Source organism: Ruminococcus sp. RTP21358st1_G6_RTP21358_211008 (assembly GCF_040908885.1).
GTDB lineage: Bacteria > Bacillota > Clostridia > Lachnospirales > Lachnospiraceae > Blautia_A > Blautia_A faecis.
The window spans coordinates 54,917-69,903 of the sequence record NZ_JBDGDM010000020.1 but is presented as its reverse complement, the minus strand read 5'-3'; the positions used below and the strand labels follow the sequence as shown (position 1 = coordinate 69,903).

Below are 14,987 nucleotides of genomic sequence, written 5' to 3'. Positions count from 1 at the left end.
TCGCCTTGGTAGGCCGCTGCCCTGCCAACTAGCTAATCCAACGCGGGTCCATCTTATACCACCGGAGTTTTTCACACCGAACCATGCGGTTCTGTGCGCTTATGCGGTATTAGCAGCCATTTCTGGCTGTTATCCCCCAGTATAAGGCAGGTTACCCACGCGTTACTCACCCGTCCGCCACTAGAAACAAGCTAAATCTGCCGAAGCTTCAATAAAATGTTTCCCGTTCGACTTGCATGTGTTAAGCACGCCGCCAGCGTTCATCCTGAGCCAGGATCAAACTCTCTGATAAAGTGTTTGATGTACTCAAGACAACCAACTAGCTTAGTTATCTCTCGTCATTACTGTTATAAAAAGTTCATTCATTTGAATGATGATTCGTTAAGAATTTTCGAGAATCGTATGTGTTTCACTGTTTAGTTATCAAGGTTGTTTTGCTGTCATCTCTTTGCGACAGCTTGTTTATTTTACCTCATCTCTTTTTGTTTGTCAAGAACTTTTTTAAGTTTTTTCAAAACTTTTTTGATGAAGTTTTTTGTCTTTATTGACGACTTGTCTACTTTACCACAAGTAGAAAGCTTTGTCAACCACTTTTTTGATTTTTTTAAATTTAAAATTTTAAAAAATCAAAAGCGGAGAAGGAGGGATTTGAACCCTCGCGCCGCGTTAACGACCTATACCCTTAGCAGGGGCACCTCTTCGGCCTCTTGAGTACTTCTCCAGTCTCCGAACTACTTAACCAATGTTAAATTGTGGAGTTGCGCATCTTTCGTAGCGCATTTGTTATTATACTTAAAAGATCACTTCTTGTCAACATCTTTTTTAAGTTTTTTATTTTTTATGAGAATTTCGGTGCGAAATCATGCAAATGCATGATTTCTGTGCATCGCGAAGCGTTTACTGGTTACGAAGTGAACAGTTACTATTTTCATTCGCCCGGATAGTCTCTTCAATTCTTCTTTTTACCTCTGCGGCAATCTCAGTTGATTTCATATCTTTATATTCTTCATATTCCACGGGCTTCAGAAAATGCACTTGAACATTCAGCATTTTTGCAGAACCGGTATCAAATGCTTTATAAGAATCAATCAATGCAACCGGTACAATCGGACATTTTGCTTTCATGGCAGCCTTAAAACTTCCGCCTTTAAATTCCTGAGGATGGTTTCCATTTTTGCTTCTGGTCCCTTCTGCAAAAATAAGATAATTTCTTCCTGCTTTTACTTCTTTCGTTACATTAATGATCACCTGCATAGATTGTTTAATATCTTCCCTGTCAATCAAAAATGCCTTCATACATGAAAATACCTGCTTCAAAAACGGTACATTTCCAACTTCCTTCTTTGCAACTACTGAAAAAGGTACCGGGCAGACCTCCATTATGGCAAGCACGTCATACAATCCCTGGTGATTCGGATAAAACATAAATCCATTTTGCGAAGGTATATTTTCTACTCCATGGCCGTCTATATGAAGATTTCCTCCACGATTAGCTGCATGGTCAATTTTTTTCAACATGGCATAGCGCTGTTCCTCTGTGTATTTATCCACATGCGCAGCATACCAGTTCAGCATGATCCAATAATATGGTACGAATATAATATTCTTCAGTACCATTACAATGATTCTTTTCATTTCCAAGCTCCTTTCCTCTATGCAAAACTCCTCAGTGAGATAAAAATATTTTTTCGGTTTCATATCAGATCACGATATGAAAAAGGGCCACTGCAAGATTCAATCATCCTGCAGCAGCCTCCCTTCTACTCTGCATCCAGCTTATTTGCAATTTTCTCCTCATACCCCGGGTTCTTTTTGATAAATACATTGTATGCTTTCGTATAAGTCTTATAAGAATCTGCAGTCATAAACTTGGCATAGTCATCCGCAGCCTGATTCCGCAGATCATCTGTGATCTCGGAAGATGACATTACATAGTATTTACCATCTTTTTTCTCCGTCATATAGGTTCCTACGCATGGATACTCCTGGTCATTTTCCAATACCAGATTGTAAATAATGTACACGTAAGTATAGTCACCGTTTTCGGAAAGAATATCGCACTGTTCCACCTTTACTTTTGTTGGATTATGAGCAGCAAAATATTTCAAAGTAGCATCAATCTCATTCTGCAGAAGTTCATTGGTATCCTTTTCCTGAGAATAACACTGCTTCACCTTCTTCTCACTTCCGCTTACATAATTCTTTATGAGGGCTTCCACTACTCCCTCCGGCGATTTATGATTTACGCCGCATCCGGACATTGCCATGATAAACATCATGGCAATACCCAGGATTAAAATTCTGGTTCTTTTTTTCATACTTCACAGATTCCTTTATTCTGCATCATTTGTATCCTGTGAATCCTCTTCTTCAAAAACTTCCTCAGTCTCCTCAGTCGGCTCCTCACTGCTGCCGTTCTCCGTATTTCCCTCTGCTTTCTCGCGAACCTTGGCAAGACTTGCCACTGTTACACCCTCATCCAGATTGATCAGCTTCACTCCGGAAGTGATTCTTCCAAGAATAGAAATTCCGGCACAGGTAATACGAATAATGATTCCTTCTGTAGTGATCATCATAATCTCGTTTTCTTCATTGACAGCTTTAGCACCAATCACATTACCGGTTTTCTCGGTGATCTTGTAACACTTCACACCCTTACCTCCACGGTTCTGGCAGGTAAATTCACTCATAGCAGTACGTTTGCCCATACCATTTTCAGATACTACAAGCAGGTAATCTCCCTGAGAATTCAGCTGCATTGCCACAACCTCATCTCCAGGATCAAGATTCATACCACGAACACCCATGGAGCTTCTTCCGGTACTTCTTACATCAGTCTCCTTGAAACGGATGCACATACCGTCTTTCGTTACAAGCATAATATCTTTTGTATCGTCTGTAGCCTTAACTTCAATAAGCTCATCATCATCACGAAGTGTGATTGCCACAAGACCTGTCTTACGTACATTTGCATATTCTTCCATAGGTGTCTTCTTCACAAGACCAGCCTTAGTTGCCATAACCAGATACTTGCCTTCTTCGAATTTACGCATAGGAATAACAGATGTAATGCGCTCACCTGGCATAAGCTGCAGAAGATTGACAATTGCAGTACCTCTTGCAGTTCTTCCTGCCTCAGGGATCTCGTATGCTTTCAGTCTGTATACACGTCCTGTATTGGTAAAGAACATCAGATAATGGTGAGTAGTAGTCATAAGCAGTTCTTCAATGTAATCGTCATCGATGGTCTGCATTCCCTTGATTCCACGTCCACCTCTGTTCTGGCTGCGGAAATTATCTACAGTCATTCTCTTGATATAACCAAGTTTTGTCATAGTAATGACCGTATTTTCCCTTGGAATCAGATCTTCTGTGGAAAGATCATAGACATCATATCCGATGGCAGTTCTTCTCTCATCGCCGTATTTGTCAGCAATTGCGAGGATTTCTTCCCTTACAACACGAAGAAGGAGATTTCTGTCTGCAAGAATTGCCAGGAATTTGCGGATCTTCTCCTCTAATTCTGCATATTCTGCTTCCAGCTTCTCTCTTTCCAAACCGGTGAGAGCTCTCAGACGCATATCTACAATAGCCTGGGCCTGCACATCCGTCAGTTCGAATCTGTCCATCAATTCCTGCTTCGCAATCTGAACGTTGCGGGCAGCACGAATGATCCTGATAACTTCGTCGATATTATCCAGGGCTTTCAGCAAGCCTTCCAAAATGTGGGCACGTTCCTGTGCTTTATTCAGATCATATTTGGTTCTTCTGGTAACAACGTCCTCCTGATGAGCCAGATAATGCTCCAGAAGCGCTTTCAGATTCAGTACCTTTGGTACAAGGCTGTCGCCCTGGGGTACCACACAAAGCATGATAACGCCAAAAGTATCCTGCAGCTGGGTATGCTTGTACAGCTGATTCAGAACAACATTTGCATTGGCATCTTTACGCAGGTCAATACAAATACGCATTCCCTCACGGCTGGAATGATCATTCAGGTCGGTAATTCCATCAATCTTTTTATCACGGACAAGCTCTGCGATCTTCTCGATCAGCCGGGCTTTATTTACCAGATATGGAAGCTCCGTGACGATAATACGTGATTTTCCATTTGGTAAGGTCTCAATATTTGATACTGCACGTACACGGATCTTTCCGCGGCCTGTGCGGTATGCTTCCTCGATTCCCCTTCTTCCGAGAATAGTAGCTCCTGTAGGGAAATCCGGGCCTTTTACAACGTCAAGAAGCTCTTCAATTGTGGTTTCTCTCTGCTCCTCGATGGTATTGTCAATAATTTTTACAACAGCATTAATAACCTCACGAAGATTGTGAGGCGGAATATTGGTAGCCATACCAACAGCAATACCTGTAGTACCATTGACCAACAGGTTCGGGAATCTGGAAGGAAGCACCTTTGGCTCTCTCTCAGTTTCATCAAAGTTTGGCTGGAAGTCTACAGTATCTTTATTAATGTCAGCAAGCATCTCCATAGAAATTTTGCTCAGGCGGGCCTCAGTGTATCGCATGGCAGCTGCGCCGTCGCCGTCCACAGAACCGAAGTTTCCATGTCCGTCAACAAGAGTATAGCGGAAAGACCAGTCCTGTGCCATATTTACAAGTGCTCCGTAAATAGAGCTGTCACCATGAGGATGATACTTACCCATGGTATCACCAACGATACGGGCACATTTACGATGTGGCTTATCCGGACCGTTGTTCAATTCGATCATAGAATACAGCACTCTACGCTGTACCGGTTTCAAACCATCTCTTACATCAGGAAGCGCTCTTGAAGCAATAACGCTCATAGCATATTCGATGTAAGATTCTTTCATGGTTTTCTCCAGATCCACATCATGGACCTGGTCAAAAATCTTGTCATCCATATTGTTCTATCTCCCCTAGATATCCAGATTCTTTACAAAGCGTGCATTCTCTTCGATAAATTCACGTCTTGGTTCTACCTTGTCACCCATAAGTGTGGTAAATACAAGGTCAATTTCGGAGGTAGCTGCCTCATCCATTGTAACGCGGAGAAGAATACGCTTCTCCGGATCCATGGTAGTCTCCCAAAGCTGCTCTGCATCCATCTCTCCCAGACCTTTGTAACGCTGGATCTTATTGTTGGAGTCTCGTCCTATCTCTGTAAGGATGGCGTTCAGCTCATCGTCATCATAAGCGTACCATACCTTCTTGTTCTTCTCGATCTTGTACAGCGGCGGCTGTGCCAGATATACATAGCCCTGCTTGATCAGTTCCGGCATAAATCTGTACAGGAATGTAAGAAGCAGTGTGGCAATGTGGGCACCGTCAACATCGGCATCAGTCATAATGATGATCTTGTGATATCTCAGTTTGGAAATATCGAAATCATCATGAATACCGGTACCAAAGGCTGTGATCATAGCCTTGATCTCTTTGTTTGCATAAATCTTGTCCAGACGGGCTTTCTCTACGTTCAGAATTTTTCCACGAAGAGGAAGGATAGCCTGTGTAGCACGGTTACGTGCTGTCTTCGCAGAACCACCCGCGGAATCACCCTCTACGATATAGATTTCGCAATTCTCCGGATTCTTGTCCGAGCAATCGGCAAGCTTGCCTGGAAGGGACATACTGTCAAGGGCAGACTTCCTTCTGGTAAGATCTCGGGCCTTACGCGCTGCCTCTCTGGCTCTCTGGGCAAGTACAGACTTCTCTACGGTTGCCTTGGCTACAGCAGGATTCTGTTCCAGAAAAATCTCCAGCTGTTTGCTTACAACACTGTCTACAGCTCCTCTGGCCTCACTGTTGCCAAGTTTCTGCTTCGTCTGGCCTTCAAACTGCGGATTGCCAATTTTAACGCTGACAATGGCTGTCAGGCCTTCTCGGATATCATCACCGGAAAGGTTTGGCTCGCTGTCCTTGAGAAGCTTATTCTTTCTGGCGTAATCGTTAAATGTGTTTGTAATGGCATTTCTGAAACCGGTAATATGGGTACCGCCTTCAGGAGTATTAATATTGTTTACAAATCCGTAAGTATTCTCTGTATAAGAATCATTGTGCTGCATGGCAACTTCAACCGCCACACCGTCCTTCTCACCCTCACAGTAAATGATCTCCGGATAAAGAGCTTCTTTACTTCTGTTCAGATAAGTTACAAATTCACGGATACCACCTTCATAGTGGAAAGTTTTCTCCCTTTCCATACCTTCCCGCTTGTCAGTAAGAATGATCTTCAGACCTTTGGTAAGAAAAGCCATTTCACGAAGACGCTGTTTCAGGATATCGTAATCGTATACAGTCTCCTCGAATATCTGCTTGTCCGGGAGGAAAGTAACAGTAGTTCCGGTAGAATCACCACATTCTCCAACTTCCTTAAGCGGATACATTGTCTTACCACGCTCGTAACGCTGCTCATATCTCTTTCCATCTCTGCAGATTGATACTTCAAGCCATTCAGAAAGTGCATTAACAACGGATGCACCTACTCCGTGAAGACCTCCTGATACCTTGTATCCTCCACCGCCAAACTTACCGCCGGCATGAAGAATGGTAAATACCACCTCTACAGCTGGAATGCCGGCTTTATGATTGATTCCTACCGGAATGCCTCGTCCATTGTCTACAACTGTGATGGAGTTATCAGGATTGATCGCTACATTTATTTCTGTACAGTAACCAGCCAGTGCCTCATCTACGGCATTGTCCACGATTTCGTATACAAGATGATGGAGACCACGGCTGGATGTACTTCCAATGTACATACCAGGTCTCTTACGTACGGCTTCCAGACCCTCCAGAATCTGGATTTGGTCCGCTCCGTATTCTGTATTTGTTTCGCCCATGATATTCCTCCTGTTATGATCTATTAAAAAGTTACAGGAATTTACGGCTCATTTCTGCTGCCAGATCTCATTCCTGTTTTTGCGCATAAAAATACAGATTTATTATAGCACAAAATCCCCGTTTTTGCCAGTTAAAAGCCATTTCAAGATGTAAAAAAAACGGCGTATTTTCAACGGATATCCGTCAAAAATACGCCTTATCTCCCCCTATATGTCTGCTTGTCAGGAATAACACCTGCCAGAACAGTTTCTTCTCTATTTTTGCAGCAAAAGCGCCTGGTAAATATCTCTTTTTGTCACACCTCGATCCTTTGCAACCATCTTCATTGCCTCTTTGCGTGCGATCCCCTGATTCTCATAAATCGCCATATGTTCCTCAATGGAGATGTCTCTCCAGGATTCCTGTGACTCCTGTTCCATTTCCTTTCGGCTTCTGCCCTCGATCACCAGGACACACTCTCCAAGGGGCTTCTGATCTTTGTAAAAAGCAATCAGATCTTCGATTGTTGTCCGAAATGCCGTTTCATACTTCTTGGTAAGCTCACGGCAAAGAGTCATTCTGCGGTTTCCAAGAGCCTGGTACAATTCCTGCAGGGTACCAACCAAGTGATGGGGTGCCTCATAAAGGATGATGGTGCGGGTTTCGTTTTTCAACTCTTCCAGAATGGCTTTCCTCTCTTTTTTATCCGGAGGTAAAAAGGCCTCGAATGCAAATCTGCGGGTGGAAAGTCCGGACAGGGTAAGAGCCGTGATGCATGCTGCCGGGCCTGGAAGCGAAGTTACTTCAATTCCGGCATCGTAACACATAGCAGCCAATACTTCCCCTGGGTCAGAAATTCCAGGTGTTCCCGCATCTGTGATCAGAGCCACATTCAGACCCTCCTGCATTTTCTCAATGAGGGTGTAGGCTTTCTCCACTTTGTTGTACTCATGGTAACTGGTCATTGGAGTTTTTATGTCAAAATGATTGAGAAGCTTGATACTGTTGCGGGTGTCTTCCGCAGCGATCAGATCCACTTCCTTCAGAACACGGAGCACGCGAAGCGTAATATCCTCCAGATTTCCGATTGGCGTGGCACATAGATATAATTTACCACTCATATTTTTCTCCCTTCTGCAATCATCTGTTTTTCATTTTTTATTTGCGATCTTTTTAAATCATATCGTACATTTCCAGAATGTCCTTTGTATAGACTCCCGGCTTCTCATACACGATCAGCGGTCTTTCCACAGTAATCCGGGAATTGCCGCCTTTCAGGGCTTCTATGAGCACCATATTAGGCTCCCTGTCAATGTATGGATAAACAAGCTGCATACGCTTAGGCTCCAGCTTATATTTCGTCAAAACCTGCATAATTTCTGTCAGTCTGAACGGTCTGTGTACCATGTAAAAACGTCCTCTGTCTCCAAGAAGCTTCGAAGCCTGGCTTACCACATCCTCAAGAGTACAAAGGATCTCATGTCGGGCGATTGCCTTTGGCATATGCGGATTGGTCAGTCCATGCTGCCCGATCATATAGGGCGGATTGCAGGTGACAACATGAAAAGAAGCTGCCCCGAAAATACTGACAGCCTCCTTAATATCACCTTGTCTGATACTGACCCTGTCCTCCAGGTTATTGTATTTCACACTTCTTGCCGCCATTTCAGCACACTCTTCCTGGATTTCCAGACCTGTGAAATGCTCTCCCACAGTCTTGGAAGCAAGGAGTACCGGAATAATACCAGTTCCCGTTCCCATATCGAGAACCTTCTCTCCCTTCTTCACTCTGGCAAACCCAGATAAAAGAACAGCGTCCATACCGAAGCAGAATTTCCGGGGATCCTGAATGATATAATAGCCATTCTGCAGATCATCTACCCGCTCATTCTCCTTCACAAGATCATTAATCATCTAATTTGGAATCTCCCTTTTTATCTTCAAGATCCTTCAGTTCCTTTAATTCCTGTTCAGAGACTTTTACTTTCTTTTTTCTGGAACGGAATTTCAGTTCGCCTACAGGGAATTCCTGAATTTCTTTCTCATCACCAATTTCTACTACTACCTTTACAAGCTGGCGGAGTACATTTACACTCTGTACATTGCCCTGGATTCCGTCTGGAGTAGTTACCGTATCTCCGATTCCCGGAAGTCTGCGATTCAGCTCCTCATAGGTCTCCTGCTCATTCTTCAGACAGCACATCAGTCTTCCGCATACACCTGAAATCTTCGTCTGGTTCAGAGAGAGATTCTGTTCCTTGGCCATTCGGATGGATACAGGTGCAAACTCGGAAAGATAAGTATGACAGCAGAGACATCTGCCGCAGATACCGATTCCTCCAAGAATTTTTGTTTCATCTCTTACACCAATCTGGCGAAGTTCAATTCTTGTCTTAAAAATAGATGCAAGATCCTTTACCAGCTGGCGAAAATCAATTCTGCCGTCTGCTGTAAAGTAAAACAACACTTTATTGTTATCAAAAGTATACTCTGCGTCAATCAGCTTCATCTCAAGTCCATGCTCGCGAATCTTCTTCTGGCAGATCTTGAAAGCGTCCCTCTCACGCTCCCTGTTATACTTCTCTCTTTCATCATCGTCCTTGGTAGCCACACGAAGCACTTCCTTCAAAGGATGTACCACCTGGTCATCCACCACATCCTTAGGTGCAAGCACCACCTTTCCATACTCAACACCGCGGGCAGTCTCCACAATTACATGATCGCCCGGTTTCACTTTATAGTTCTTCGGATTGAAGTAATAGATCTTACCTACATTCCGAAATCTTACGCCTACTACTTTTGCCATTCTATTTCTCCCTGATTGTAAGGAACAGAAGCTCAAGAGCAAGTTCTGTATTTACATTGGCACGAAGACGTACTTTTGTTTTCTCCAGTGCATCCAGAATCTTCTCCAGGTTCTCATAGGAACGCTGGCTTGCCTGTTCCCTTATATAATTTATTTCCTGCTTAAATACAAGATTATCAACTTCCCGTGTAGCCTTAAACATCAGTACATCACGGAACCAGAACTGGAAAAGATCCAGATAGTCACTGATGTTCTGCTTGTCATTGGAAAGCTCCTTGATTGCTTCTGTAAGCTCATATACTTCCATTCCGTCTGCATTCTTCAGGATGCGGAGTGCATTCTGGGTCATATCTGCAAACTCCTGGGAAGTAGCTACCTGTTTCGCTCTGCCAATACTGCCATGAGCATAGGAAGCATCGATCTCAGCCTGATAATCCGGTATATGGAGATGCTCCATCAGGTACTTCTTTACCAGACCGTCATCTACAACCTTCAGATCCAGACGTACACATCTGGAACGAATGGTCGGCAGCAGAGCATCAATATTGCTTGTGAGAAGCATGATAACTGCATATTCCGGCGGCTCTTCAATGGTCTTCAGAAGAGCATTCTGTGCCTGGGGATTCATCAGCTCTGCATTTGCCACAATATAAATCTTGTATGGGCTGCAGTATGGCTTAATATCCACATCATTGATAATCTGTTCCCTGATTTCGTCAATTGTAATCACATTTGGCTTCTCATGGGTCACCATAATGATATCCGGGTGATTCTTACCGATTGCCTTCTTGCAGGAATCACAATGTCCGCAAGGCTCCGTACCGCCCTCTTCACACTGCAATGTCATCGCATAGGTTCCTGCCAGCAATTTCTTTCCAGAACCAGGGTCACCTGTAAAAATATACGAATGGGACACTTTCTCTGTCTGTATGGCATTCTTCAAATGTCTGATTATCTCTTCATGTCCTATAATGTCGTTAAACCCTAACATCGGAATCACCTCACCCTATCATTTTCGCTATTGTCAAAGGCTGCGGTCAGCACCCCTGCATAGCTTATTTTGTACAAATACACTCTAAATGTATTTACCCTTTAATTCTATCATGTACGACAAAATCATGCTATAGTTTTTTGTGAATTTATTCACTTATCAACAAAAAATGTGTTACTGTTCACTCCGTGACCAGTAACGCGCTTCGCGATGCACATTATGCCTGTCTAATATATTCAGCAATTTCTTCTACACATTCCTCCAGATCAACATTCTGGAATTTTCTCGTAATCCCGGCAGCAGCAATTTTTTCTTCGGAAAAATCCTCCTGATCTGCAAGAAATCTTCTGCACATTTCCTCATAGCGGGGTATCTCCTGACCACGCTCTCTTTTCAATGCTCTTGCAAGACGCTCTCCGTCCTCCACTTCGATATAAACAGGACAAACATTCTCTTTTCCATAGTATTCTCTCATTTTCACATAAGATTCAAGTGTACCGATTCCCAGATAGTCAGCATTTTCCAAATCCACCTGACCGTCATCTGCTGTAAAATAGTTCCAGATTCCATATACTGTGTGATAAGCTCTGGCCTCGATCAGATTCCCGCTGCTTCGAAATTCTTCCAGCTTTTTATCATCCACAAAATAGTACTGTTTACCATTCTCTTCCTCTGCACGGATTGGGCGGGTAGTATAAAGAACCAGCTTCTTAAGTCCCAATCCCTCATGTGCTGCCAGCCTGGCATATATATGATCCTTACCAGATGCGCTTTTTCCCATAATGTAAAATATTTTTCCCATAATGTATCAGGCAGGGGTTACACCTCTGCCTGCTCCTTTACTACGCTTATTGTTTCGTTATTTTCTCCGCAAAGACCGTGAAGATTCAGCCCCCGCTCCATATATCTTCTCACATTCCTTGTAAAAAGTCCAGTAATCTGTTCGCCTGGAACAATAATGGGAATTCCCGGCGGATAAAGATATACAAATTCTGCGGCAATTTTCCCTGCACTTTCTTCCAGAAGACAAAGCTGGGATGGGGCATCCATTGCCCTGGAAATGGACATAAGCTGCTTCATAGGACCACACTTGCAGGCATATTTTTCATTTCGCAAGCCATCGCTGCGGGTATCCTTTTTTTCACATCTTTCACAATCTTCAGAATTACATTTAACACACTTCTGCCTTTCCACTTCCGGTACATAATCTGAATTTCCAACAGCTATTTTCTCTGTTATATTCCTGCTCTTCTCTGCCAGTTCAGCTTCCTGTCTGTCGATTTCTTCTATAGCTTTGCAAAGTCTCCGGAATCCTTCCCTGGTGTCTCCAACTGCTGCCAGCGCAAGCACATAATTCTCTGTAGTCATCTCAACTTCCAAATGATATTTTCTTCGAAGGATTCCCGCAAGTTCCGGACCATTTAAACTGCTGTGCAATGTGGACAGAATCAGCTTAGAGCGGTCATAATCAAATATTTCTGTTGTGCCCTGTTCGTCCTTTTCTTCCCCAGTCTCTTCCGGTGTCTGTAACAGACGTATATACCTGCGCTGACCAAGCTGTCTGCGGGCGGCTTCCAGATTTTCCGTAAATTCATCAAATAATCGTCCGCTGTCTTTTTCCAGCTTCGCTACACAGGCATCCAGACTGGACATAAGTATATAAGACGGACTGCTGGTCTCATAAATTCCAAGAAATCTGCGGATCAGCTTCTCACTTACACGTTCACTGCACAGATGAAGCACTGCAGTCTGGGTCATGGCCGGCAATGTTTTGTGAAAGCTCTGGATCACCACATCTGCTCCCAGATCTGTTGCTGAAACAGGAAAATAGTCAGAGAATCTGAAATGAGCACCGTGGGCTTCATCCACGATCAGCGGAATTCCATGTTTGTGGGCAGCCTCCGCAATCTGGCGCACATCTGAAACCACGCCATCATAAGTAGGCGATGTAATAAATACTGCTTCTATTTTAGGATTTTCCTCAAGATATCTTTCCACACGGGATACAGAAATTGAACCATTTATCCCCAAATCGTTGTCAGATTGTGGATAAATATATGTGGGAACCAGTTCCCGGAGGTATATTGCGTGGTAAACAGCCTTATGACAGTTTCTGGCCACCAGAATCTGTCCACCCTTTTTCACAGATGCGGAAATGGCAGTAAGAATTCCTGCCGTACTTCCGTTGACACTAAAAAAACTTTTCCTTGTGCCGTACATTCTGGATAAAGCATTCTGCGCTTCAAGTAAAATTCCCTCAGAATGATGCAGATCGTCGAATCCGTCTATTTCTGTAATATCACGTTCAATAGGAAAATCCCCCTCTATGCACGCCTTATTCCGCTTGTGACCAGGCATATGGAAAGGATAAAAGTCGGATTTGCCGTAGTTCTCCAATTCTTTATATAGTCTTCTCATTTTACCTCTCAATTTTCTCAGAAATTATCACACTTTAAATCTGTATCCCACGCCCCAGATGGTCTCGATATACTGCGGCTTGGCATTATTATACTCAATTTTCTCACGGATTTTCTTGATATGAACCGTAACTGTGGCAATATCACCTACCGATTCCATATCCCAGATTTCCCTGAAAAGCTCTTCCTTTGTAAAAACTCTGTTTGGATTCTGGGCCAGGAATGTGAGCAGATCAAATTCCTTGGTGGTAAAAGTTTTCTCCTCGCCATTTACCCAGACGCGGCGGGCAGTCTTGTCTATCTTGATTCCACGAATCTCAATAATATCGTTCTTTTGCGTGGTGGAGCCGATCAGACGGTTATAGCGATCCATATGTGCCTTTACTCTGGCAACAAGCTCGCTTGGGCTAAATGGCTTGGTCATGTAATCGTCAGCCCCAAGTCCAAGACCGCGGATCTTGTCAATATCATCTTTCTTCGCGGAAACCATAATGATCGGAGTATTCTTAGCTTCTCTTACCTGGCGGCAGATTTCAAACCCGTCTATCTCCGGCAGCATCAGATCCAGAATAATCAGGTCAAAATCTTCTTTCAGTGCCATATTAAGCCCCAGATCGCCTCTGTTGCAGATTATAACTTCAAATCCTGAGAGCTCCAGATAGTCTTTCTCAAGCTCTGCAATTGCTTCTTCATCTTCAATGATCAGAATTCTGCTCATTTCATTGGTACCTCCTGGTATTTTCTAAGTACAAAATACATGATCGTGCCGATTCCAAGACGGCTTGTGGCCCATACTTTTCCCCCATGGTCCTCCAGAATTTTCTTTACAATGGAAAGACCGATTCCGCTTCCGCCTTTGGAAGAATTTCGTGAAACATCTGTACGGTAAAAACGGTCGAAAATATAAGGCAGATCCTTCGGACCAATACCTTTTCCATTGTCCTCAATCTCAATCTGGATAAAATCACCCACATCCTTGATTCGGATTTGAATGATTCCTTTAGGCTTGTCCATATATTTGATAGCGTTGCTGATAATGTTATGGATAACACGGCGGATCTGCTCCCCATCGGCAATTACCATAACATCTTTTTCCACATAGTTGGCATAAACCAGCTCAATTCCCCTGGTCTCAAGTTCCAGACCAACTTCCTCTGAACAATCTTCAAAATAATCTTCCACATTTAGTTTGTTGAAAGTATAAGGAATGCGGTTGGTATCGATTTTGGAATAAAAAGTCAGCTCGTTGATCAGATGATCCATCTCATTTGTCTTGTTGTAGATGGTGCGGACATAGCGATCCATTTTCTCAGGGGTATCTGCCACTCCATCCATGATTCCCTCTACATATCCTTTCACTGCTGTGATCGGAGTTTTCAGATCATGGGAAATGTTGCTGATCAGCTCTCTGTTCTCTTTTTCTATAAGGCTTTTTTCTTCTGTAGATTCTTTCAGACGGCGGCGCATTTCCTCGAAATCCTGACAGAGCTCAGAAAATTCGTCTTTTCCTTCTACATCCAGAACGAAATCCAGGTTGCCCTCTTTTATATTCTGCGTCGCTTTTTTTAATTTAACCAATGGAACGGCAATGCTGCGATATACCCAAAGACCAACTACCAAAGCAACGGAGATCAGGATTACAAACGCACTGATAAACAAATCCTTGGCCATTACATGTACCCTGCCCTGACTGTCGGCTGAGTCTGTTATGGAAATATCATATACTGTTCCATCGCTCTCAGTCACTGCCTGTGCTTTCTGCGCCTGTGACTGGCTGAATCCATACAAAGTGGCGGCAAACAGAAGCAGAGGCATAAGAATGATCATGGTGAATCCCAGAATGATTCTTGTTTTTAGCTTCATAACAGTTCTATCCTTTTTCTTCTTTTTACGGAAATTTTCAACAGCTTCCCTGTCGTATGAAGCTGCTTCACCGGATTTATATAGATTATAGCATAAAGCTCTGATT

The 14,987-nt window shown here is 43.4% G+C and carries 12 protein-coding genes, 1 tRNA gene and 1 rRNA gene; all 14 read right to left on the bottom strand.

Annotated elements, in window-relative coordinates; all coding sequences use genetic code 11:
* Nucleotides 1-292, bottom strand: a 16S ribosomal RNA gene (locus AB5Z12_RS09870); the annotation flags it as partial.
* A gap of 341 nt (nucleotides 293-633) precedes the next feature.
* Nucleotides 634-721: transfer RNA gene (locus AB5Z12_RS09865), tRNA-Ser, on the bottom strand.
* Nucleotides 722-897: 176 nt separating this feature from the next.
* Nucleotides 898-1,635 carry a lysophospholipid acyltransferase family protein gene (locus AB5Z12_RS09860; RefSeq protein WP_368357119.1) on the bottom strand — a complete coding sequence of 246 codons (738 nt, stop codon included), beginning with the start codon at nucleotides 1,633-1,635 and terminating at the stop codon, nucleotides 898-900.
* Between the two features lie 125 nt (nucleotides 1,636-1,760).
* Nucleotides 1,761-2,318: a hypothetical protein gene (locus AB5Z12_RS09855; protein WP_368357120.1), complete on the bottom strand. Its 558-nt coding sequence runs from the start codon at nucleotides 2,316-2,318 to the stop codon at nucleotides 1,761-1,763.
* 15 nt (nucleotides 2,319-2,333) lie between these two features.
* Entirely contained in the window at nucleotides 2,334-4,886 is a 2,553-nt protein-coding gene (gyrA, locus tag AB5Z12_RS09850; protein WP_215659962.1) for a DNA gyrase subunit A, read from the bottom strand.
* A 15-nt stretch (nucleotides 4,887-4,901) separates the two neighbouring features.
* Nucleotides 4,902-6,824 (bottom strand): DNA topoisomerase (ATP-hydrolyzing) subunit B, encoded by a 1,923-nt coding sequence (gyrB, locus tag AB5Z12_RS09845; RefSeq protein ID WP_148463034.1) that lies wholly within the window; start codon nucleotides 6,822-6,824, stop codon nucleotides 4,902-4,904.
* Between the two features lie 255 nt (nucleotides 6,825-7,079).
* Complete coding sequence (gene rsmI / locus AB5Z12_RS09840) at nucleotides 7,080-7,925, bottom strand: 16S rRNA (cytidine(1402)-2'-O)-methyltransferase (RefSeq protein ID WP_118580874.1); 846 nt, start codon at nucleotides 7,923-7,925, stop codon at nucleotides 7,080-7,082.
* A 52-nt stretch (nucleotides 7,926-7,977) separates the two neighbouring features.
* Nucleotides 7,978-8,718: a tRNA1(Val) (adenine(37)-N6)-methyltransferase gene (locus tag AB5Z12_RS09835; protein WP_195392124.1), complete on the bottom strand. Its 741-nt coding sequence runs from the start codon at nucleotides 8,716-8,718 to the stop codon at nucleotides 7,978-7,980.
* Nucleotides 8,711-9,610: a stage 0 sporulation family protein gene (locus AB5Z12_RS09830; RefSeq protein WP_118580868.1), complete on the bottom strand. Its 900-nt coding sequence runs from the start codon at nucleotides 9,608-9,610 to the stop codon at nucleotides 8,711-8,713. The genes AB5Z12_RS09835 and AB5Z12_RS09830 overlap by 8 nt, the downstream gene beginning before the upstream one ends.
* 1 nt (nucleotide 9,611) lies before the next feature.
* Nucleotides 9,612-10,601, bottom strand: coding sequence for a DNA polymerase III subunit delta' (gene holB / locus AB5Z12_RS09825; RefSeq protein ID WP_118580865.1), 990 nt, complete (start codon nucleotides 10,599-10,601; stop codon nucleotides 9,612-9,614).
* Between the two features lie 217 nt (nucleotides 10,602-10,818).
* The gene (locus AB5Z12_RS09820; protein ID WP_368357121.1) at nucleotides 10,819-11,403 is read right to left on the bottom strand and encodes a guanylate kinase; all 585 of its coding nucleotides are present in this window, start codon (nucleotides 11,401-11,403) and stop codon (nucleotides 10,819-10,821) included.
* A 17-nt stretch (nucleotides 11,404-11,420) separates the two neighbouring features.
* Nucleotides 11,421-13,019 carry an aminotransferase class I/II-fold pyridoxal phosphate-dependent enzyme gene (locus AB5Z12_RS09815; RefSeq protein WP_233456072.1) on the bottom strand — a complete coding sequence of 533 codons (1,599 nt, stop codon included), beginning with the start codon at nucleotides 13,017-13,019 and terminating at the stop codon, nucleotides 11,421-11,423.
* Nucleotides 13,020-13,046: 27 nt separating this feature from the next.
* Nucleotides 13,047-13,736, bottom strand: coding sequence for a response regulator transcription factor (locus AB5Z12_RS09810; protein WP_118580859.1), 690 nt, complete (start codon nucleotides 13,734-13,736; stop codon nucleotides 13,047-13,049).
* Complete coding sequence (locus AB5Z12_RS09805; protein WP_173770013.1) at nucleotides 13,733-14,881, bottom strand: cell wall metabolism sensor histidine kinase WalK; 1,149 nt, start codon at nucleotides 14,879-14,881, stop codon at nucleotides 13,733-13,735. The genes AB5Z12_RS09810 and AB5Z12_RS09805 overlap by 4 nt, the downstream gene beginning before the upstream one ends.
* Nucleotides 14,882-14,987 lie beyond the last annotated feature (106 nt).